Source organism: Rhizobium sp. S96 (assembly GCF_030382195.1).
Taxonomy (GTDB): Bacteria; Pseudomonadota; Alphaproteobacteria; order Rhizobiales; family Rhizobiaceae; genus Rhizobium.
Map to the genome: position 1 here is coordinate 73,992 of NZ_JAUDRY010000006.1, position 20,371 is coordinate 94,362.

The window sequence follows — 20,371 nt, forward strand, 5'->3', positions numbered from 1 at the left end:
GAAACGTTTCCGCTTAGTATCGTAAACGTTTACGGGCCACGTTTCGGGAGGAAAACCGGAAACTGTCCACCGGAGGAAATCGTGACATTGAATGCCGTTCTCTGCGGTTGCGGAGCCATGTCCAAGGGCTGGTTGCGCGCCATCAAGGAAACCCCGGCTCTCGCAGCCGAAATCGAGGTCAAAGGCCTCGTCGACGTCAATCCGGCGGCAGCTGAAAAGCTGGCCCAGGAATTCGGGCTGAGTGATGCCGTGATCGGCACCGATCTTGCCAACATCATTGCCAAATCAAAAGCCGATATCGTCTTCGACGTGGTTGTCCCGACCGCACGCTTCAACGTTGTCTCGACCGCGCTGAAAGCCGGTTGCCATGTGCTCAGCGAAAAGCCGATGGCAACGTCGCTCGCCGAAGGGGCAGCGCTGATCGATCTCGCTGCCGAAACCGGCAAGATCCACGCCATCATCCAGAACCGCCGCTTTATCTCCGGCGTGCGCCGCATGCGCCGCTTCGTCGAGAGCGGTGCGATCGGGGACATCACCGCCATCCATTGCGACTTCTTCCTCGCGCCGCATTTCGGCGGCTTCCGCGAGGAGATGCAGAACGTGCTGCTGCTCGACATGGCGATCCACACCTTCGACGCGGCTCGCTATGTCGCCGACAAGAAGCCGCTTGCGGTCTACTGCGTCGAGCGCAATCCGAAGGGGTCGTGGTACCAGCATGGTGCATCGGCCAACGCGACCTTCGAATTTGCCGACGAGGTGGTCTTCACCTATCGCGGCTCCTGGTGCGCCGAAGGCGAGCGCACGAGCTGGGAGAGCCAGTGGCGCCTCGTCGGCTCCAAGGGAATGCTCAGCTGGGACGGTGAAGAGACCTTCCGCGCCGCCGTTGCCGGCACGGAACCGGGCCTGTTGCACGGCTTCACCCCGGTGGACGTTCCGGCACCTGCACATGATGAAGAGACGCACGGCCATGCCAGCGTCATTGCCGACTTCGTGGCAGCGATCAAAACCGGCAAGACCCCGGAAACCGTCAGTTCAGACAACATCCGAAGCCTGGCCATGGTCTTCGGCGCGATCGAAAGCGCCAAGACCGGCAAGCGCATCGAAATTTCAGCATAAGGATCGAGATTGTGAGCAACCCCGCCAAGTCCATTCGTGTCGGCACCATGGTCAGCGCCTCCAAGGGCGGCGCCGACAAGCGCATCGGCCAGATCGCCGACCTGGGCTTTGAAAGCTTCGAACCCTTCTTCTGGCAGACCACCAATGGCCAGGATCTCGCCGAACTCGGCAAGCGCTCGCTTGAGGCAATCGGTGATCGCGACATCACCATCTCAACGCTGGGCATGTTCGGCAACCCGCTCGAAACCACGGCGATCGATCTGGATACGCTGCAGGGCTGGAAGGATTGCATCGACAACGCGCACCACTTCGGCGCCACCTGCGTTGCCGGCTTCACCGGGCGCATCCGCAACAAGCCGCTGACAGACAGCCTGCCGCGCTACAAGGAGATCTGGAGCGAACTGGCCAAGCGCGCCACCGATAAGGGCATCAAGATCGCCTTCGAAAACTGCGCCATGGACGGCAACTGGGCAACCGGCGACTGGAACATCGCGCATAATCCGGACGCTTGGGAACTGATGTTCAACGAGACGCCGGATGACAATATCGGCCTCGAATGGGAACCCTGCCACCAGATGGTCTACCTGATCGATCCGCTGCCGCAGATCCGCAAATGGGCCTCGAAGATCTTCCACGTCCACGGCAAGGACGCGACGATCCGCTGGGACGTCATCAAGGAGCACGGTATTTTCGGCAAGGAAAAGTTCGTGTTCATGCGTACGCCGGGCTTCGGCGACAGCAACTGGACCGACATCATTTCCGAACTGCGCCTTGCCGGCTGGTCCGGTTCCATCGACATCGAGGGCTGGCACGATCCGGTCTACCGCGATGCGCTGGAGATGACCGGTCAGGTTCATGCACTGAATTACTTGAAGCATGCCCGGGGCGGCGATTTCGTCGTCGATCCGGTCTGATAGTATCGCGGCCGGCGAGGAGGAATCGCCGGCCTTCGACAGGGATAACCACACAGGAGGAGAACTATGGGTATCCGCAAGTTTGCAATGATCGGCGCCTTGGCGCTCGCAGGCGTCTCGCTCTTCGGTCTCGCGGCGAAGGCCGAAGACGTCACCTTGACCGTCTGGTCGCTGGATAAGGACATCCAGCCGGCACCAAACCTCGTCAAGGAATTCAATGCCCAGAACAACGGCATCAAGATCGAATACCGCCTGATCCAGTTCGATGACGTCGTCACTGAAGCGATGCGCGCCTATGCAACAGGCCAGGCTCCCGACATCATCGCGGTCGACAATCCGGAGCACGCGCTGTTTTCGTCGCGCGGCGCCTTCCTCGATCTCACCGACATGATCAAGGCATCATCGGTCATCAAGCCCGAAAACTACTTCCCCGGCCCGCTGAAGTCGGTCGAATGGGACGGCAAGTACTACGGTATCCCGAAGGCGACCAACACGATCGCCCTCTACTACAACAAGGACATGTTCAAGGCGAAGGGTCTCGACCCGAACAAGCCGCCGCAGACCTGGGACGAACTCGTCGAGGATGCGCGCAAGCTGACGGACCCAGCCAAGAACGTCTACGGTCTGGCTTTCTCGGCCAAGGCGAACGAAGAAGGCACCTTCCAGTTCCTTCCCTGGGCGCAGATGGGCGGCGGCGGCTATGAGCACATCAATTCTGATGGTGCGGTCAAGGCGCTGACCACCTGGAAGACCATCATGGACGAGAAGTTGGCCTCGCCGGATACGCTGACTCGCGGTCAGTGGGATTCGACCGGCACCTTCAACTCCGGCAATGCCGCGATGGCCATCTCCGGTCCGTGGGAACTCGACCGCATGATGAAAGAAGCCAAGTTTGATTGGGGCGTCGCCCTGCTTCCGGTTCCGCAGGAAGGCGCAGAACGCTCGTCGGCAATGGGTGATTTCAACTGGGCGATCTTCTCCAGCACCAAGCACCCGGCGGAAGCCTTCAAGGCGCTCGAGTTCTTCGCCTCGCAGGACGACAAGATGTTCAAGAACTTTGGCCAGCTGCCGGCCCGTTCCGACATCACCATCCCGGCGACCGGCGAAAAGCTTAAGGACGAGGCGCTGCAGGTGTTCATCGAACAGCTGAAGTACGCCAAGCCGCGTGGTCCGCATCCGCAGTGGCCGAAGATCTCCAAGGCAATCCAGGACGCCATCCAGGCTGCCCTGACCGGCCAGATGAGCCCGAAGGACGCGCTCGATCAGGCTGCCGACAAGATCAAGGCCGTGCTCGGCTAACCTCTCCCCGCATAACCGGATGGCCCTTGGGCCATCCCACCATTTCCTCCCGGCAGGGGCTGTCTTGAAGCGAGAGCGCAGGGCAGCCCCGTTCGGAGTATCGGAGGACCGATGAAAAGGATTCTTTCCAGCGTCAGGGACGGCCGCGGTTTCGACATCGCGCTTGTTACCTTTCCACTCCTGTTTCTCTTCGTGATGGCAGGTCTGCCGCTCATCTACAACGTCGTGATGAGCTTCCAGGAGGTTGACATGTTCAGCCTTGGAACCTTCTCGCGTCCCTTCGTCGGCTTCAAGAATTATACCGACCTTTTTGCACAGCCTGAAACGTGGCCCATCTTCCGCAACACGGTGATCTTCGTCGTCGGTTCGATTGCAGGCCAGTTCCTGATCGGCTTTGGTCTGGCACTGTTCTTCTGGGTCAATTTTCCAGGCGCCTCATGGCTGCGCGGCCTGTTCCTGGTATCCTGGGTCATGCCCGGCCTCGTCGTCGGCGCCATCTGGAACTGGATCCTGTCGGGCGACTTCGGTGTCCTCAACTTCATCCTGAAGGAAAGCGGCATCATCAGCAGCAACATCTTCTGGCGCTCGGATCCGCATTTCTCGCTCTATGCCGTCATCATCGCAAACGTCTGGCTCGGCACGGCCTTCAACATGATCCTGCTCTCGGTCGGCCTCTCCGGCATCCCGGGCGATCTCTATGAAGCCGCAGAACTCGACGGTGCCAACGCATGGCAGCGCTTCTGGACGATCACGCTGCCGATGATGCGCTCGACCATCGGCGCCATCGTCGCCCTCGGCCTGATCTTCACCCTTCAGCAGTTCGACCTTTTCGCGGCGATTACCTCGGGCGGGCCGAACAACTCATCCAACGTTACGCAATACTGGGCCTGGGATTTGTCTTTCCGCCAATATGATTTCGCCAAGGGTGCGACGATCTCCGTCATCATGATCGTCTTCGTCATGTTCGCCTCGGTCGTCTATGTCCGTTCGACACGCCATGAGGTGCGCGGATGACCGAGACGACACGCAATCGCCTGATGCTTGTAATCGCCATTGTCATGGCGGCGGTCTATCTCTTCCCGCTCTACTGGATGTACATCACGGCCCTGAAGAGCGGTTCGGAGATGTTTGCGACGCCGCCGAGCTTCTGGCCGAACCAGCCGCAGTGGGGCACCTACGGCGAAGTCTGGGAAAGCCGCGGCATGGCGCGCTACATGTGGAACTCCCTGGTCATCGCGATCGGCTCGGTGACGCTCATTACCGTTCTCGGCGTCGGCTGCGCCTACGTTCTGGCGCGCTATCGCAACGTTTGGGTGGATATTGGCCTATTCCTGATCCTGATGCTGCAGGTCCTGCCGGCGTCACTCATGGTCACGCCTATCTTCGTAGGCTTCTCGCAGTTCGGTATGTTGAACTACCCACGCATCGCCGTCATCATCGCGATCGCGGCCAAGAGCATGCCCTTCTTCGTCGTCCTCGTTCGCGCCACCTTCATGGCGGTGCCGATGGAGCTCGAGGAGGCAGCTCTGGTTGACGGCAACTCTCGCGTCGGCGCCTTCTTCAGCATCGTGCTGCCGCTTGCCCGAAACGGCATCCTCGTCAGCGCCATCCTCATCTTCATGCAGGCCTTCGGCGAATTCGTCTATTCGAAGTCGATGATCCAGGCGGCCGAGCTTCAGCCGGCGAGCGTCGGTCTCAACTCCTTCATGGGACCGAACACCAATGAGTGGAACAACATCATGGCCTACGCCACGATGTACGTGACACCGATCCTTGCCATCTTCGTTCTCTTGCAGCGCCGCATCGTATCCGGCCTCACCTCTGGAGCCCTCAAATGACCAATCAGATCGAGCTCAGCGGCGTTAACAAGCACTACGGCGCCTTCCATGCTCTCAAGAACATCAACCTGTCCATTGCCAAGGGAACGTTCGTCGCTCTCGTCGGGCCGTCCGGCTGTGGCAAGTCCACCCTGCTGCGTTCCCTCGCAGGCCTTGAGAGCATTTCTGCAGGCGAGCTGAAGATTGCCGGCGAACTGATGACCAATGTGCCGCCACGCAAGCGCGACGTCGCCATGGTCTTCCAGTCCTATGCGCTTTACCCGCACATGACGGTCGAGCAGAACCTGACCTACAGCCTGCGCATTCGCGGTGTCGCCAAGGCGGAAGCGAAGAAGGCAGCGGAGGAGGTCGCGGCGACCACCGGCCTGTCGCACCTGTTGAAGCGCTACCCGCGCGAACTCTCGGGCGGCCAGCGCCAGCGCGTCGCCATGAGCCGTGCCATCATCCGTCATCCCAAGGCGTTTCTCTTTGACGAGCCGCTGTCGAACCTCGACGCCGCCCTGCGTGTCCACATGCGCAAGGAAATCCGCGCCCTGCACGACCGCCTGAATGCAACCTCGGTCTACGTCACCCATGACCAGATCGAAGCTATGACCATGGCCGATCACGTCGTCGTCATGCGCGAAGGCATCATCGAGCAGCAGGGCCGCCCGCTTGATCTTTATGACACGCCCGCCAACAAGTTCGTCGCCGGCTTCATCGGCTCGCCGGCCATGAATTTCATTCCGGCGGTTGTTGCCGAAGGCGGCAGCAGCGTCACGATCGATCTCGGCACGGCAAAGCAAACGCTTTCGGTCGATCACCAGCTGCAGCCGGGTCGCAAGGTCACGCTCGGCGTTCGCCCGGAGCACATCACCATCACCTCGCCGGGGCAGGGGACATTCGATGTTCCCGTCGGCGTCGTGGAATCGACTGGATCCTCGACTTTTGTGACGGCGTCAACGACCCCTGAATTGACGATCGTCGAGACCGGGCGCGGCAATGCGCGCGCCGGCGAGACCATCGGGATCAGCGTCAATGCGGCTCAGCTTCATCTCTTCGACGAGACGAGCGGCATCCGCATCTAGTGTAAAGCGAGCGGCGGCTCCTAAACCGGGCCGCCGCATTGCAAGGGCTCAGCGTCCGCCTTCGATTTTGCGGTGACGCTGATTGATGCCCCCCGCGCCATAGGGGTAGTCGTAGGGGTGCGGCGCGCTGATGTCTGTTAGCTTCATCATTTCCTCGTCGGACAGCACAAGCTTGCCGGCGCCGAGGTTGTCTGCCAGCTGTTCCGTGGTGCGCGCCCCCAGGATCACCGACGTGACAGCCGGGCGAGCGAGCGTCCACGCAAGCGCCACCTGGGCCATGCTGACGCCGCGTGACTTGGCGATCTCTTCCACCGCTTCGATGATCGCCCAGGTCCGCTCCTGCGCATTGCGCTGGGCGTAGGATTCCATGCCGCGGCTGGGATTTTCGCCGAGACGCGTCGCTCCCTTCGGCATCTGGTCGCGCTTGTATTTTCCGGTCAGCCAGCCGCCGCCCAGAGGCGACCACGGCAAGAGCCCCATTCCGGCATCCTGGCAAGCAGCCACGATCTCCAGCTCGATATCGCGTACGAGCAGGCTGTATTGCGGCTGCAAGGTCACGGGGCGTGTATAATTCCGCGCCTTGGCAATCTCGACTGCCTTGGCGATATGCCAACCGACGTAGTTGGAGAAGCCGTAATAGCCGATCTTGCCTGCCGAAACCGCGTCATCGAGGAAGCGCAACGTTTCCTCGATCGGGGTTAGCGCATCCCAGGCATGCATCTGATAGAGATCGATGTGATCGACACCGAGACGCTTCAGCGAGTCATCGAGCGCCTGGTTGAGATGCCGCCGCGACAGACCGATATCGTTGGGACCCGACCCCATCGGAAATCGCCCCTTGGTGGCGATCACCGCCTGTCGCGCTTCCGTCGGACGCGTCTTCAGCCAGCGGCCGATGATCTCTTCCGATACACCGGCGCTATAAACATCAGCGGTGTCGATGAAATTGCCGCCCCAGGCGAAATACGCGTCGAGGATCTTATGCGAGTCCTCTTCGCTTGCCTCCGCGCCAAATGTCATCGTGCCCAGGCAAAACGACGTGACCACTGCCCCGCTGGGGCCGAGCTTGCGATAATCCATGAAACATCCTCCTAGCTTGCGACCATCCCTTAACGCTGAGCGTCAGGTCGCGGATCCACTCGTCGTCGTTTCCTCCAGAATCTCATCCGGAATATCGTCGAACGAAGCGTAATTGAGATTGTAAAGTCGGGAATAGAGCTTGCGGTTCTTCATCAGCTGCTGATGGTTGCCGCTCTCGATCAGTTCGCCATTCTGCAGCACGATGATGCGATCAGCCTCCCGGATGGTCGCCAGCCGGTGGGCGATCACCAGGCCGGTCCGGTTCTCCAGGAGCTTCACCAATGCCTTCTGGATCAGCATCTCCGTATAGCTGTCGATATTGGCGGTCGCCTCGTCCAGCACCAGGATCTTCGCGTCGGCGACCAGCGCGCGGGCAAAGGACAACAACTGTCTCTGGCCGAGCGAGAGGTTACCGCCGCGCTCTCCCAGCATGCTGTCATAGCCCTGCGGCAAGCGCATGATGAACTCATGCGCGCCCACGGCCTTGGCGGCCTCGATCACCTGCTCGCGCGTTGCATCGAGCTTATGATAGCGGATGTTCTCGAACACGGTGCCGGTGAACAGGAAGGGCTCCTGCAGCACCATGGCGATCTGGTCGCCAAGTGAATCCTGTGTCAGCGCGCGGACGTCGTGGCCACCAACCAAAACCTGCCCCTGCTGAACATCATAGAAGCGGTGGATCAGCGACATGCAGCTCGACTTGCCCGATCCGGTCGGGCCGACGAGAGCCACGGTTTCCCCCGGCTTGACCTTGAAGCTGACGTGCTTCAGCACCGGGTGCTGCGGATTGTAGCCGAAGACCACATCCCTGAATTCGACCGAGCCATCCATGTCCTTCGAGAGTGCGACGGCGTCGGGCGCATCCTTGATGTCCACTGGAACATCGAGCACCTCGGTCAGCCGCTGGCCGGACGCCATTGCGCGCTGCATCACGGAGTACTGTAGTGTCAGCGAACGGATCGGGTCGAAGAAGCGCTGGATGTAGAACAGGAAGGCAACGAGGACACCGACGTCGAGCGCCTGATTGAGCACGCGAGCCCCGCCGACGACGATAACCAGCGCCATGGCGATCCCCGTCAGGGAATCGACGATCGGGACCATCACCTGCGCATAGCGTGCCGCCGTCAGATGGGTCTGAAGATTGGCCTTCGCCTTGTCATCGTAGAGCGTGAAGTTGATCCGCTGCCGATCCATTCCCTGCACCGCGCGCACGCCATGGATCGCTTCGGCCAAGGCACCGTTCGCAACCGAGTTCGTTTCGTGCGCCGCCATGAAGGACTTTCGCGCCAGCGGCAGCCAGAAGAGGCGCACGATGAACAGGATCGGCAAAGCGGAAAGGGTCAGCAGACCGAGCTTGAAATCCAGGGAAAGCATGACGAAGACGATGCCGAACAACAGCGCGATGTCGCCGACGGACAGGACTGATGTCTCAAGGAATTCCTGCATCGAATTGACGTCACCCTGAAGGCGCGACATCAACCGGCCCACTTCAGTCTTGTCCATGAAGGAGAGCGACACCCGCTGGAGATGCGAAAACATCGCCTTGCGCATGTCGAACAGAACGTTTTCCGCGACACCCCCGACCAGCGTTTCCTGCGCGTAGCTGGCCGCGTAGTTGATCAGAATGGCGACGAGGAAAAGGATGATGGACCAGGTCAGCGCCGCATGGCTCCCACCGCGCTGCATGCCATGGTCGATGGCATAGCGAATGATCAACGGGATCAGGAGCTGCATCGCGGTAAAGGTCAGCACCGCCACCACAGACCACATGACCTGGCGCTTATAGGGATGAACGAATGCCCATATGCGTTTGATGATGTTGCCATCAAAGGCCTTGCCGAACATCTCCTCCTCGATGCGCTGCGAGCCGACGACCGCGCGCGGCGGGCGGCGGCCATCGTCGCGAACGTCGGAGCGTTCGGTTTCAAGTTCCTCGGCCATTCCATTCCTCCCTAGGCGCTGAGGGCGTCGTCGCCCGGTCGCACCTGCAGATCGTAAAGTGCCTTGTACCGCCCCCCAGCGGACAAAAGCTGTTCGTGGGTGCCGCGCTCGACAATCTCGCCATTCTCGACGAAGAAGATCTGGTCGGCGTGCATCAGCGAGCTCAGGCGATGAGCGACGATGATGGTGACGCGGTCGGCCGCGTATTTGCGCATGGCGGCGCGAATGCGCTGCTCCGTTGCCGCGTCGATGGCCGCGGTCGAATCGTCGAACACCATCACGGCCGGCTTCAACATCAGCGCGCGCGCTATCGACAGGCGTTGACGCTGGCCGCCGGACAGCGACACGCCACGCTCGCCGACGACGGTGCCGTAACCCGTCGGCAGGCCGAGGACGTAGTTGTGAAGCTGCGCGCTTTCGCTGGCGCGCTCGATCCGCCCCTCCTTCGCCCATGGGTCCCCATAGGCAATGTTGTTCTCGATCGTCGTCGTGAACAGGAAGGAATCCTGCTGGACGACGGCAACGGCCCGGCGCAGCGACTGAAGTGTCGCCTTGCGAATGTCCTGGCCATCAATGGTGATCCTGCCAGCCGTCACGTCGTAAAAGCGCGGAATGAGATGCGCGAGCGTCGATTTTCCGCTCCCCGGCGGACCGACGATACCGATCGTCTGGCCGCGCTTTGCCTCGAACGAAATGCCGCGAAGCACGTCGTGGGCGGGCGCGCTCGGATAGGCAAATCCGACGTTTTCGAAGCGCAAAGTGCCCTCAGTCAGCGCCAGCTCCTTTGCATCAGGTTCGTCGCGGATCGCAATCTCAAGATCGAGCAGATTGAACAGCCGGGTGCCGCAGGTGGATGCGCGGGCAAAGGCGTTGACCATCAGGCCGAGCTGACGGACCGGCATCTGCAGGATCGTCATGAAGGTCAGGAACGAGGCAAGCGTGCCGACCGTAATCTGCCCCGACATCACCTTTCCGCCGCCAACCCACAGCACCAGCCCCATCGCTGCGAAGAACGAGAACGTCATGGCACTGGTGTTGACCACGCGGATGCCGACGCGCTGGTGGGCGAGCGTCAATGCGTTCTTCGAGGCAGCCTCGAACTTCATCATCTCATAGGCCTGCGCCGCGAACGCGCGGACGACGCGGATGCCGCCAAGATTCTCTTCCATGATGCGGGTGAGGACCGAGAGTCGTTCCTGCAGATCGAGCCAGGTCGCGCGCAGCCGAAGTTGCGTCACCGAAGACCGCCAGGCGACGAAAGGCACGAAACTCAGGGCAAGCAGGCCCAGCACCACATCGGTCGACAACAGCATGTAGGCGCCGATGCCGATCAGCATGGTGAGCAAAATCATGCGGACCAGCGCCGTCGAGAAATACATTCGCACGCCTTCCAGGTCGAGCAGCCCCACCGTAATCAGGTCGCCGGAGTGGACGCTGTCGTGGAAGCTGAAGGAAAGGCGCTGGATTTTCTCGTAACAGGCAAGGCGCAGCTCATAGCCCATATGGTGGCCGACGCTCTCGCTGTAGTAGTTCTGGACCATCGTGAAGAGGCCGCGCAGCACGCTTGCGCCAAGCAGCAGCAATGCCGTCGTCAAGAGTGCGTCCTGGGCGATCTGCCCTGCCGCGCCGCCTTCCATGGCGACTTGCGTGTTGTCCACGGCGCGTCCGAGCAGGCGAGGGATCATCAGCTGGAAGGTGGATGCGATAAGGGTCGCGCCGATGGCGAGACCTGATTGCCAAGGGTGGCGAAAAGCCATGACCGTGATGCGGACAAGCGTGTAGAGGCCTTTGCCCCAGCCTGCCGCAGTCGCTTTCGCCATCGAAGCCGAAGGCTTCGTCACGCGTGTTAAAGCATCGCTGCTCACAGTATGATTCCAAACAGAGGTGTGGTCGGACGCTGACCTGAACGGCAGTAGATCCATGGACCAATTGGTTAGCGCACTTACTTTTGACGATTCGAATCGGGCATTCAAGTAAACAATTCACCAGTTGGTTATTTTATCGTGAGTGTGTCGCGCCGATGCCTGATCGAACGAGGATGCGGCGCCTCCCGAGCCCCCGGGCTGTAAGGGTCGGAAGCGTCCCTCCGAACAAAAGCCTTGCCAACCCGCCGATTTCGAGCTTTCATACACTACCATTTCAATAGACTTTGCGTCGATTGGATTGCCGCCAATCGGTTGAGCGTTGGCTCCGACAGTGCCAAGCGGCAGGATGCGCTGAGGCGCCGGAAGACTTTCTCGACGCGTGCATGGCGACGCGTTGAACCCATGATCGAGACACGATGCGGATGAGCCGCAGGGGAGTTGAGATGACGGTTCAGGGACTTTTTTCTACCAGGTCGAAAGCGGCGGGACGCATCAGTTCCCTACCGCGCATTGCCATCGTCGGTCGCGGTTTTTCGGGAATGATGGCGGCCATCGCACTGATGAAGTCGGTGCGCACGCCATTTCACCTGCAGCTGTTCGATCCCAATTCGTCGGTCAGCGGCGGCGAGGCGCTGGCATCGGCCCGGTCCTCCACCATCCTCAACACCCGTGTGCGCGATCTGTCGGTGGCGACAGGAAATGCGGATGATTTCAACGATTGGCTCTGTACCAACGCGGAGTTTCGGGCCGCCGTTCCTGCCGCGATCCCAGGCTTCCGCCAGATATTCGTGCCCAAGCAGCTTTTCAGCGATTACGTCTATCAACGCTTTGCCGATGCACTCTCGGCCCGCAAGGAAATCACTGTCCAAGTCTGCCACGAGCCTGTCGTAGCCATCCGCAGGAGCCACGGCGACCGGTTTCTCCTCGAAAGCGCAAACCCTGCAAATCCCCTGTTTGACACGGTGATCCTTGCGACTGGCTACGGCCTTCCGGCCAACGATATGCCGGAGCCGGAGCCGTCCCCCGTCAGGGCCCAGCGTCTCGTTGCCCGGCCGCACACCGTGCTTTGCGGCAGCGGCATCCGGGTCGTCGATCAATTGCTGCAGTTGCGCGATGCCGGCTATACCGGGCAGATCACCATCATTTCGAAGCACGGCTTCCTTCCGCAGAGCCATACACCCAACTCGGCCGATCCGGTCTTTCCCGCGGACGACCTGCCGCAGGACCTGCCAGATATCGTTCGGTTTATCCGCGCGGCCTGCCGCCGGGCGGAAGAGGAGGGGCATAGCTGGCAGGCGGTCATGAATGGACTCAGGAAACATGCAAGATCATTGTGGCGCTCGCTGCCTGCCAGACAGAAGCACCAGTTCAACCGGCACCTGCGCGCAATTTACGACAGCCACCGCAACCGCCTGCCGGAAGCCATGTATGCGCGGCTGCGCAGCGAACTCGCCGACGGCAATACCGTTCTTCGACGCGGCACCGCGGGCAGAAGAGGGCTGAGCGGCATGTTCTTTCGCCCGGCCGGCTCCTCAACGGAGGAGGTCATCCACGCCGAGCGCATCGTCGACTGCCGGTGTCGGGCACCCGACCTGAACTCGCTGCTGATGCGCAGCCTGTTGGCTGAAGGGCTGGCTGCGCGCGATGAGCTTTCACTCGGCCTTGCGGTCAATCAGCGTGGCGAACTGTGCCTCGAGGGCGGATCGATCACGGACGGGATCTTTGCAATCGGCCCACTTGGCCTTGGCAGCCTGCCTGACATCGACCTCGTCCCGGAAATCGTCGGCCAGGCCTACGCCGTTGCCGAAGCGATGGCGAAAAGGTTCTACCCGAGAAGCAAGGTGGTCTGATCAGGTGCGACGCGCGCGTCGTTCGCTGCGAACCACAAAGGCCAGCAGGCCTGCCGCCATGATCGCGAGAATGAACCAGGTGATCGCATAGACGAGGTGGTTGTTCGGGAATGAGATCTGCGTCAGGCCGCCCACTGGCAGACCACCGGGATTGGGCATTGCATCGGCATCGATGAAATAGGGCGCGACGTCGGAAACATGCCGTTGTTCTGCAATCGCTGCCACATCACGCGCGTACCAGCGGTCATTGGCCGGATCGTTCGACTTGATCAGCGTCCCTTTAGGCTCGGTGATCCGAAGCAGGCCGGTGATCCTGACCGGACCCGAGACCTGGCCTTCAGCGCGCGAAGCCGGATCGCGTTTTTCCGTTGGAACGAAGCCGCGGTTGATCAGGATAGACGTTCCGTCGGCGAGCACCAGCGGCGTCAGGACCCAATAGCCGGGCCCAAGGGTGGTCGACGCGTAGACCAGCGTCTCCTTGTCATGAGCGAAGGTCCCCTGCGCGGCAACGCGGCGATATTCGTCGTCGGCGCGGTTGACCCCGTCCCATTGGGCGCGGGCGGGAGCATCGACGGGTTCTGCATGAACTCGCTGGTCGACGCGCGCAATCAACGCCTCTTTCCAGGATAGACGTTCCACCTGCCAATAGCTCAACCCGAGCAAGGCAGCGATCAATAGCGCCATCAGGCCGCAAAACAGTGCCAGGCCGATGATCGAATGCTGTTGTTGTGCTTTTGGGGAGGTGGGATTGGTCATATCCAAAACCGTAGCGGGCGGCGTTTCCGCCGCCCGCCTCTGCCATTACGGCATGTTCTTCATCATTTCCGGGCTCATCGGCATCATGTTGGTATTCAAATGATGCATGACCCAGAGCGAACCCGAAAGCGCGATTGCGACGAGGAGAAGCGTGAAGATCAACGCCATCATCGTCCAGCCGCCTTCCGAACGCGGATTCATGTGCAGGAAGAAGACCATGTGCACGACGATCTGGATGGCGCCGAGGCCCATGATCCAGGCGGCTGTGACTGCATGGTTGTCGAAGACATCAGCCATGACCATCCAGAAGGGGATGGCCGTCAGGATAACCGACAGCACGAAGCCGATGACATAGCTCTTCAGCGTGCCGTGGGCAGCCTCGTGTCCGTGGCTGTGACCATGATGGGCTTCGTGAGCATCCTCATGTGCGGGTGCGTGCGAACTCATCCGAGTACTCCCATAAGATAGACGAAGGAAAAGACGCCGATCCAGACAACGTCAAGGAAGTGCCAGAACATCGACAGGCACATCAGGCGACGACGGTTTTCCGGGATCAGGCCGTGCATCGAAACCTGTACCATCAACGTAATGAGCCAGATGATACCGAAGGTGACGTGCAGTCCGTGGGTGCCCACCAGCGTGAAGAAGCAGGACAGGAACGCACTGCGCGACGGGCCGGCACCTTCGTGGATCAGATGCGAGAACTCGTAGAGTTCCAGTCCAAGGAAGGCCGCGCCGAAGAGACCGGTAACAGCCAGCCAGAACAGGGTCTCTGCCTTCTTCTGACGCTCCATCTGCAGCATGGCGAAGCCATAGGTGATGGAGGACAAAAGCAGCATCGAGGTATTGATTGCCACCAGCGGCAGATCGAACAGATCCGCCGGCGACGGCCCGGCCGCATAATTGCGGCCGAGGACGGCGTAGGTTGCAAAGAGCACTGCAAAGATCAGGCAGTCGCTCATCAGGTAGAGCCAGAAGCCCAGCATGGTGCTGCCTTCAGGATGGTGCTCTTCCGTCATGTAGAATTCAGGCTTGTCGGCCTTGTCGATTGCGATATCGCTCATGGTCTTACACCTGCTCGGCAAGAAGCGTCGTGCGCTTGCCTTCCGTTTCGATGACCTCTTCCGCGGGGATGTAGAAGTCACGCTTGTAGTTGAACGTATGGCCGATCGAGATCGCAATCATCGCGACGAACGAAAGTACCACGAGCCACCACATGTACCAGATCATCGCAAAGGCGAAGACCACGCTGATGCCGCCGAGGATGACACCGGTGCCGGTGTTCTTCGGCATGTGGATCGGCTTGAAGCCTTCCAGCGGGCGGGCGTAGCCGCGTCCCTTCATGTCGTACCAGCTGTCGTGGTCATGCACGACCGGCGTGAAGGCGAAGTTGTAGTCCGGCGGAGGCGAAGACGTCGACCATTCCAGCGTACGCGCATCCCACGGGTCGCCCGTGGTGTCACGCAGCTGATCGCGCTTGAGGTAGCTGACGACGAGCTGGATCAGGAACGAAGCAATACCGATCGCAATCAGGACTGCACCGAAAGCAGCGATGATGAACCAGATCTGCAACGACGGATCCTCGAACTGCGACACGCGACGGGTCACGCCCATCAGGCCGAGCACGTAGAGCGGCATGAAGGCGAAGTAGAAGCCGATCAACCAGAACCAGAAGGACATCTTGCCCCAGAACGGATCGAGCTTGTAGCCGAACGCCTTCGGGAACCAGTAGGTCACGCCTGCCATGAGGCCGAACACCACGCCGCCGATGATGACGTTATGGAAGTGGGCGATCAGGAACAGCGAGTTGTGCAGCACGAAGTCTGCCGGCGGAACGGCGAGAAGAACGCCGGTCATGCCACCGATGACGAAGGTGACCATGAAGCCGATCGTCCACAGCATCGGCACTTCGTAGCGGATACGACCGCGATACATCGTGAACAGCCAGTTGAACATCTTCGCCCCGGTGGGGATCGAAATGATCATCGTGGTGATGCCGAAGAACGAGTTGACGCTCGCACCCGAACCCATCGTGAAGAAGTGGTGCAGCCACACGAGGTAGGAGAGGATGGTGATGACGACCGTCGCGTAGACCATCGAGGCATAACCAAAGAGGCGCTTGCCGCAGAAGGTCGCAACGACTTCCGAGAAGATACCGAAAGCCGGCAGCACCAGGATGTACACTTCCGGGTGACCCCAGATCCAGATGAGGTTCACATACATCATCGGATTGCCACCAAGGTCATTGGTGAAGAAGTTGGTGCCGGCGTAACGGTCAAGCGACAGCAGCGCAAGCGTCGCCGTCAGAACCGGGAAGGTCGCGACGATCAGCACGTTGGTGCAGAGCGACGTCCAGGTGAAGACAGGCATCTTCATCATGGTCATGCCGGGAGCACGCATCTTCACGATGGTCGCGATCAGGTTGATCCCCGACAGCGTCGTGCCGATACCCGCCACCTGCAGGCCCCAGATATAATAGTCGACCCCAACCCCGGGGCTGTAATCGGAACCCGACAGCGGCGGATAGGCCAGCCAGCCGGTCTGCGCGAATTCGCCGACGAAGAGCGAGATCATGATGATGATCGCGCCTGCCGTCGTCATCCAGAACGAGAAGTTGTTCAGGAAGGGGAAGGAAACGTCACGCGCACCGATCTGCAGCGGAACCACGAAGTTCATCAGACCCGTGACGAACGGCATGGCCATGAAGAAGATCATGATGACACCGTGCGCGGTGAACACCTGGTCGTAATGATGCGGCGGCAGATAGCCTGCCGATCCGTTGAAGGCCAGCGCCTGCTGCAGACGCATCATGATGGCATCGGAGAAACCGCGCAGCAGCATCACGAGCGCCAGGATGACGTACATGATGCCGATCTTCTTGTGATCGACGCTGGTCAGCCAATCGTTCCAGAGATAGCTCCAGAGCTTGAAGTAGGTAATGAGACCCAGAACAGCGATACCGCCGAGCGCAACCGCCGTGAACGTCGCGACCAGAATCGGCTCGTGATAGGGGATCGCTTCTAGGGTCAACCGGCCGAAGATCAACTTCAGAAGGTCAGGATTGGAAAACATGGAATAACCCGTTCATTGATGTCTTATCGACGCAAAGCGCCAGGTCTAGTTGTTGGTCTGCGGAGCAGGAGTTGTTTCGCCGGTGCTCTGGTTCATCCCGGGCATGCTGTGCCCGTCATGCTGCATTCCCGGCATGTTCTGCATGTCGTCGGCCTGGCCGGCGTCGCTGGCATTGCCTGCGGCGGGTACCGCTTCGGTGTTGCCCTGACCTTCGGTCGCCGGCGCAGCTGCACCGTGGGCGCCTTCGTTACCGTCGGCATGGCGATCGTCGTATTTGAGCTTCTCGCGGTTTTCAGCGCTTTCCTTGCCGCCGCCGCCCATCATGTCGATGTGCATCATCTCGTTCATGCACATCTTGCCCGGTGCCGCGCACATGTTGAGGATCGCATTGAAGAGATCCTTGTCGGCAGACGCGAAGTAACGCACCGGCTCGCGCTCACTCGGACGCTCGAGCTTGAGGTAGGTATCACGGTTCAACGCCGTGCCCTGTGACTTCACCTGTGCAACCCAGGCATCAAAGCCCTGCTGGTTGAAGCCGTGGAACTTGAAGCGCATGTGCGAGAAGCCCGCACCGCTGTAGTTCGCGGAAAAGCCGTCGTAGACGCCTTCCTTGTTGATGACTGCATGCAGCTTGGTCTGCATGCCCGGCATCGCATAGATCTGCCCGGCGAGCGCCGGGACATAGAACGAATTCATGACCGACGACGACGTGATCTCGAAATTGATCGGCACATCAACCGGCGCTGCCAGTTCGTTGACCGTCGCAATGCCGAGGTCCGGATAGAAGAACAGCCACTTCCAGTCGAGCGCGACCACCTGAACGGTCAGCGGCTTGGTATCGGCAGGGATGCTCCGCTCCGCATCGATCCGGTCCAGCGGACGAAACGGATCGAGCTTGTGGGTGCTGATCCAGGTAATTGCGCCAAGCGCGATGATGATCGCCAGCGGAGCGGACCAGATGACAACTTCCAGACGCGTCGAATGGTGCCACTCGGGATCATAGGTCGCAGCCGTATTCGACCGACGGTACCGCCAGGCGAAAAACAGCGTGAGGAAGATCACCGGAACAATGATCAGCAGCATCAGCACGGTCGATACGACGATAAGGTCGCGCTGTTGCATGGCTATGTCGCCCGACGGCGACATGACCACCAAATTGCATCCCGCCAGCGTCAGCAGCAGCGGCAGGATGAGGAGATGGCGGGAAAACTTCGGCAGTTTTTGCACGTCTCTATGCTCTTGTTGTTTCGTCCAAACCGCGACTAAAGCACTGTATCTGATATCAACATGAGGTGTTTGGTCGCAGTGCAGCAGATTTGCCGCACTGCGGGATAAGACAGGCTGCGCCCGATGTCAAAATCCTGATATCGGCTGGAAGGATTTTTTCGCAACCCAAGCACTTTTGAAGCGCTAATATATCCGCGCGAACCGCTCCGACCACCTTTTTCGCGGCGTTTTACGGCCAGCAGACCGTAATTTTTCATCCACACCTAATTTTGCGATCGGATGATGAACTATTTACTTCGGCCGGACTTGATAAGCGTGCGGGTTTGTTCAAGACTCGCTATGAGGCGCTTTGCCGCAAGCGCCTTAACGAGGGAGGCGTTGAATGGCAAATGCATCACACTATGGACCGTCGTCCACGTCGATGGAACGCGACGCAAGACAAATTCACGCGGACAAGCCGGTATCGCCCGGCAGTATCGCGATCGGTGTTATCATTGGACGCATGTCGGAATTCTTCGACTTCTTCGTCTACGGTCTCGCCTCGGTCCTGGTATTTCCGCAGCTCGTATTCCCCTTCGCGCCGGATCGCCTGACAGGCACCCTTTATTCCTTCGCGATATTCTCGCTGGCCTTCCTGGCGCGCCCCGTCGGTTCGGTCGTGTTCATGACCATCGACCGGCTTTACGGCCGCGGAACCAAGCTCACGATCGCACTCTTCCTGCTTGGCGGCTCGACGGCCTCCATCGCCTTCCTGCCGGGATATAACGAGATCGGTGCATGGTCGATTGCGCTTCTCGCACTCTTCCGGCTCGGGCAAGGCTTTGCGCTCGGTGGCGCATGGGATGGACTGGCGTCCCTCCTGGCGCTGAACGCTCCGCAAAATCGCCGTGGCTGGTACGCGATGATTCCGCAGCTCGGCGCGCCGATCGGCTTTGCGCTGGCAAGCATTCTGTTCGGCTACTTCATCGCCAACCTCTCCAGCGAGGACTTCTTGAGCTGGGGCTGGCGTTATCCGTTCTTTGTCGCCTTCGCGATCAACGTGGTTGCGCTGTTCGCGCGCCTGCGCCTCGTCATGACCACGGAGTTCGGCACGGCCCTGGAAAAGCATGAGCTGGAAGCAGCACCGCTTCGCGACGTGCTACGCATCCATGGACGTGACATTCTCATCGGTGCCTTCGTGCCGCTGGCAAGCTTCGCGATGTTCCATCTGGTGACCATCTTCCCGCTTGGCTGGATGAGCCTTTACGGCAACCAGCCGATCGGCACGTTCATGGTCGTCCAGATTATCGGTGCAATGGTCGGCATCGTCGCCATCATCGCATCGGGCCTGATCGCCGACCGTATCGGTCGCCGTGGACAGCTGGCTGTCTGCGCCGTCCTCATCGCCATCTTCAGCTTCATAGGCCCCATCCTGATCGGTTCTGGATCAGAGGGACAGGATGCCTTCGTCATCATCGGCTTTGGCGTTCTCGGTCTTTCCTTCGGCCAGGCTACGGGCTCGATCTCATCGCGCTTCGGCCGTGGCTACCGCTATACGGGCGCCGCGTTCACGTCTGACCTTGCCTGGCTCGTCGGCGCCGGCTTTGCGCCGTTGGTTGCGCTCAGCCTGTCCAGCCGCTTCGGTCTGACCTTTGTCGGATACTACCTGCTGTCGGGCGCCATCTGCACGCTCGCAGCGCTGGCATTCAGCAAGGCGCTCGAACAGCGCGATTGAGCGCACGCATCAAAGAAAAAGCCCGCCTGGATTGTTCCAGGCGGGCTTTTTTGTTTCTCGAAAGATAGGTCAGGCGTTTTCCGGCTGGGGACGCTTGGCAGCCTTGGCCGCGGTCAGTTCCGCAGTCGTGTGGTTCAAGCGGTCAGCCAGAACGCGCATGATCTCGACGGCCATCTCCGGAAAATCGCTCAGCAATTTCAAGAAATGCTCCTTGCTGATGCGAAGGACTTCGAGTGCGGAGGTCGCGCGCACCGTCGCCGTTCGCGACACGTCGCAAAGGATGGCAATCTCGCCAACGATGGAATTGGGATCTACATCGGCAACCTTGATGTCGCCTGCCGGTGAATGCACCAGAATGTCAGCAGTACCGGAAAGAACGACATAGGCCGCATCGCCTGGGTCGCCCTGATGGAAAAGATCTTGACCTATCTTGTAGGTCATTCGATCCGAGGTGAAGGCCAAAAGCTTCAGCTTGGCTGGCGCGATCCTCGAGAAGATCGGCACCCGCCGCAGCATTTCGACTTCGTCTCTCAACAGCATGAGCGTACTTACCCCCTGCCGCACATCATCAGGTGCGCCTGCTAGAATTCCATTGCACCCCTCGTAGGGCGCTCTTACGCCGCCCTATTAAG

At 60.1% G+C, this 20,371-nt stretch carries 17 protein-coding genes; 8 read left to right on the forward strand and 9 right to left on the reverse strand.

Annotated elements, in window-relative coordinates:
* The first annotated feature begins 81 nt into the window (after positions 1-81).
* The 6 genes from QTL94_RS08050 (at position 82) to QTL94_RS08075 (ending at position 6,234) form a co-directional block, all read left to right on the forward strand.
* Positions 82-1,116 (forward strand): Gfo/Idh/MocA family protein, encoded by a 1,035-nt coding sequence (locus QTL94_RS08050; RefSeq protein WP_289801175.1) that lies wholly within the window; start codon positions 82-84, stop codon positions 1,114-1,116.
* A gap of 11 nt (positions 1,117-1,127) precedes the next feature.
* Entirely contained in the window at positions 1,128-2,030 is a 903-nt protein-coding gene (locus QTL94_RS08055) for a sugar phosphate isomerase/epimerase family protein (RefSeq protein WP_289801176.1), read from the forward strand.
* Positions 2,031-2,096: 66 nt separating this feature from the next.
* On the forward strand, positions 2,097-3,329 hold the full coding sequence (locus QTL94_RS08060; RefSeq protein ID WP_289801177.1) for an ABC transporter substrate-binding protein: 1,233 nt from the start codon (positions 2,097-2,099) through the stop codon (positions 3,327-3,329).
* A 111-nt stretch (positions 3,330-3,440) separates the two neighbouring features.
* Positions 3,441-4,343 (forward strand): carbohydrate ABC transporter permease, encoded by a 903-nt coding sequence (locus tag QTL94_RS08065; protein ID WP_113522703.1) that lies wholly within the window; start codon positions 3,441-3,443, stop codon positions 4,341-4,343.
* Positions 4,340-5,167, forward strand: a complete 828-nt coding sequence (locus QTL94_RS08070; RefSeq protein WP_289801178.1) for a carbohydrate ABC transporter permease — start codon at positions 4,340-4,342, stop codon at positions 5,165-5,167. Before QTL94_RS08065 ends, QTL94_RS08070 begins: the two co-directional genes overlap by 4 nt.
* Positions 5,164-6,234 (forward strand): ABC transporter ATP-binding protein, encoded by a 1,071-nt coding sequence (locus QTL94_RS08075; RefSeq protein WP_289801179.1) that lies wholly within the window; start codon positions 5,164-5,166, stop codon positions 6,232-6,234. Before QTL94_RS08070 ends, QTL94_RS08075 begins: the two co-directional genes overlap by 4 nt.
* A 48-nt stretch (positions 6,235-6,282) precedes the next feature.
* On the opposite strand, the gene QTL94_RS08080 is transcribed toward QTL94_RS08075, so the two are convergent.
* The 3 genes from QTL94_RS08080 to QTL94_RS08090 are packed head-to-tail and all read right to left on the reverse strand — an operon-like array spanning position 6,283 to position 11,228.
* Complete coding sequence (locus tag QTL94_RS08080) at positions 6,283-7,314, reverse strand: aldo/keto reductase (protein WP_289801180.1); 1,032 nt, start codon at positions 7,312-7,314, stop codon at positions 6,283-6,285.
* 42 nt (positions 7,315-7,356) lie between these two features.
* Positions 7,357-9,255: an ABC transporter ATP-binding protein gene (locus tag QTL94_RS08085; RefSeq protein WP_289801181.1), complete on the reverse strand. Its 1,899-nt coding sequence runs from the start codon at positions 9,253-9,255 to the stop codon at positions 7,357-7,359.
* A gap of 11 nt (positions 9,256-9,266) precedes the next feature.
* On the reverse strand, positions 9,267-11,228 hold the full coding sequence (locus tag QTL94_RS08090; protein WP_289801182.1) for an ABC transporter ATP-binding protein: 1,962 nt from the start codon (positions 11,226-11,228) through the stop codon (positions 9,267-9,269).
* A 335-nt stretch (positions 11,229-11,563) separates the two neighbouring features.
* On the opposite strand from QTL94_RS08090, the gene QTL94_RS08095 reads away from it, so the two are divergent.
* The gene (locus tag QTL94_RS08095) at positions 11,564-12,970 is read left to right on the forward strand and encodes an FAD/NAD(P)-binding protein (RefSeq protein ID WP_289801183.1); all 1,407 of its coding nucleotides are present in this window, start codon (positions 11,564-11,566) and stop codon (positions 12,968-12,970) included.
* On the opposite strand, the gene QTL94_RS08100 is transcribed toward QTL94_RS08095, so the two are convergent.
* Genes QTL94_RS08100 through cyoA form a run of 5 tightly spaced genes read right to left on the reverse strand, consistent with a single transcriptional unit; the run spans position 12,971 to position 18,025 of the window.
* Positions 12,971-13,726, reverse strand: a complete 756-nt coding sequence (locus tag QTL94_RS08100) for an SURF1 family protein (RefSeq protein ID WP_289801184.1) — start codon at positions 13,724-13,726, stop codon at positions 12,971-12,973.
* A gap of 45 nt (positions 13,727-13,771) precedes the next feature.
* Positions 13,772-14,173: a cytochrome o ubiquinol oxidase subunit IV gene (gene cyoD / locus QTL94_RS08105; RefSeq protein ID WP_065692795.1), complete on the reverse strand. Its 402-nt coding sequence runs from the start codon at positions 14,171-14,173 to the stop codon at positions 13,772-13,774.
* Positions 14,170-14,790, reverse strand: a complete 621-nt coding sequence (gene cyoC, locus QTL94_RS08110) for a cytochrome o ubiquinol oxidase subunit III (RefSeq protein ID WP_065692794.1) — start codon at positions 14,788-14,790, stop codon at positions 14,170-14,172. The genes cyoD and cyoC overlap by 4 nt, the downstream gene beginning before the upstream one ends.
* Before the next feature lie 4 nt (positions 14,791-14,794).
* Positions 14,795-16,798, reverse strand: coding sequence for a cytochrome o ubiquinol oxidase subunit I (cyoB, locus tag QTL94_RS08115; RefSeq protein WP_289801185.1), 2,004 nt, complete (start codon positions 16,796-16,798; stop codon positions 14,795-14,797).
* Between the two features lie 45 nt (positions 16,799-16,843).
* Positions 16,844-18,025, reverse strand: coding sequence for a ubiquinol oxidase subunit II (gene cyoA, locus QTL94_RS08120; protein WP_289801186.1), 1,182 nt, complete (start codon positions 18,023-18,025; stop codon positions 16,844-16,846).
* Positions 18,026-18,407: 382 nt separating this feature from the next.
* On the opposite strand from cyoA, the gene QTL94_RS08125 reads away from it, so the two are divergent.
* Positions 18,408-19,739, forward strand: a complete 1,332-nt coding sequence (locus QTL94_RS08125) for an MFS transporter (protein ID WP_289801187.1) — start codon at positions 18,408-18,410, stop codon at positions 19,737-19,739.
* 69 nt (positions 19,740-19,808) lie between these two features.
* Here QTL94_RS08125 and QTL94_RS08130 read toward each other — a convergent pair whose 3' ends face one another.
* Complete coding sequence (locus QTL94_RS08130; RefSeq protein ID WP_065692790.1) at positions 19,809-20,279, reverse strand: cyclic nucleotide-binding domain-containing protein; 471 nt, start codon at positions 20,277-20,279, stop codon at positions 19,809-19,811.
* Positions 20,280-20,371: the final 92 nt, after the last annotated feature.

Bases quoted from the DNA above. Each gene is read 5' to 3' on its own strand.
- QTL94_RS08060 (WP_289801177.1), top strand. From the start codon at position 2,097: ATGGGTATCCGCAAGTTTGCAATGATCGGCGCCTTGGCGCTCGCAGGC.
- QTL94_RS08065 (WP_113522703.1), top strand. From the start codon at position 3,441: ATGAAAAGGATTCTTTCCAGCGTCAGGGACGGCCGCGGTTTCGACATC.
- QTL94_RS08070 (WP_289801178.1), top strand. From the start codon at position 4,340: ATGACCGAGACGACACGCAATCGCCTGATGCTTGTAATCGCCATTGTC.
- QTL94_RS08075 (WP_289801179.1), top strand. From the start codon at position 5,164: ATGACCAATCAGATCGAGCTCAGCGGCGTTAACAAGCACTACGGCGCC.
- QTL94_RS08080 (WP_289801180.1), bottom strand. From the start codon at position 7,314: ATGGATTATCGCAAGCTCGGCCCCAGCGGGGCAGTGGTCACGTCGTTT.
- QTL94_RS08085 (WP_289801181.1), bottom strand. From the start codon at position 9,255: ATGGCCGAGGAACTTGAAACCGAACGCTCCGACGTTCGCGACGATGGC.
- QTL94_RS08095 (WP_289801183.1), top strand. From the start codon at position 11,564: ATGACGGTTCAGGGACTTTTTTCTACCAGGTCGAAAGCGGCGGGACGC.
- QTL94_RS08100 (WP_289801184.1), bottom strand. From the start codon at position 13,726: ATGACCAATCCCACCTCCCCAAAAGCACAACAACAGCATTCGATCATC.
- cyoD (WP_065692795.1), bottom strand. From the start codon at position 14,173: ATGAGTTCGCACGCACCCGCACATGAGGATGCTCACGAAGCCCATCAT.
- cyoC (WP_065692794.1), bottom strand. From the start codon at position 14,790: ATGAGCGATATCGCAATCGACAAGGCCGACAAGCCTGAATTCTACATG.
- cyoB (WP_289801185.1), bottom strand. From the start codon at position 16,798: ATGTTTTCCAATCCTGACCTTCTGAAGTTGATCTTCGGCCGGTTGACC.
- QTL94_RS08125 (WP_289801187.1), top strand. From the start codon at position 18,408: ATGGCAAATGCATCACACTATGGACCGTCGTCCACGTCGATGGAACGC.
- QTL94_RS08130 (WP_065692790.1), bottom strand. From the start codon at position 20,279: ATGCTGTTGAGAGACGAAGTCGAAATGCTGCGGCGGGTGCCGATCTTC.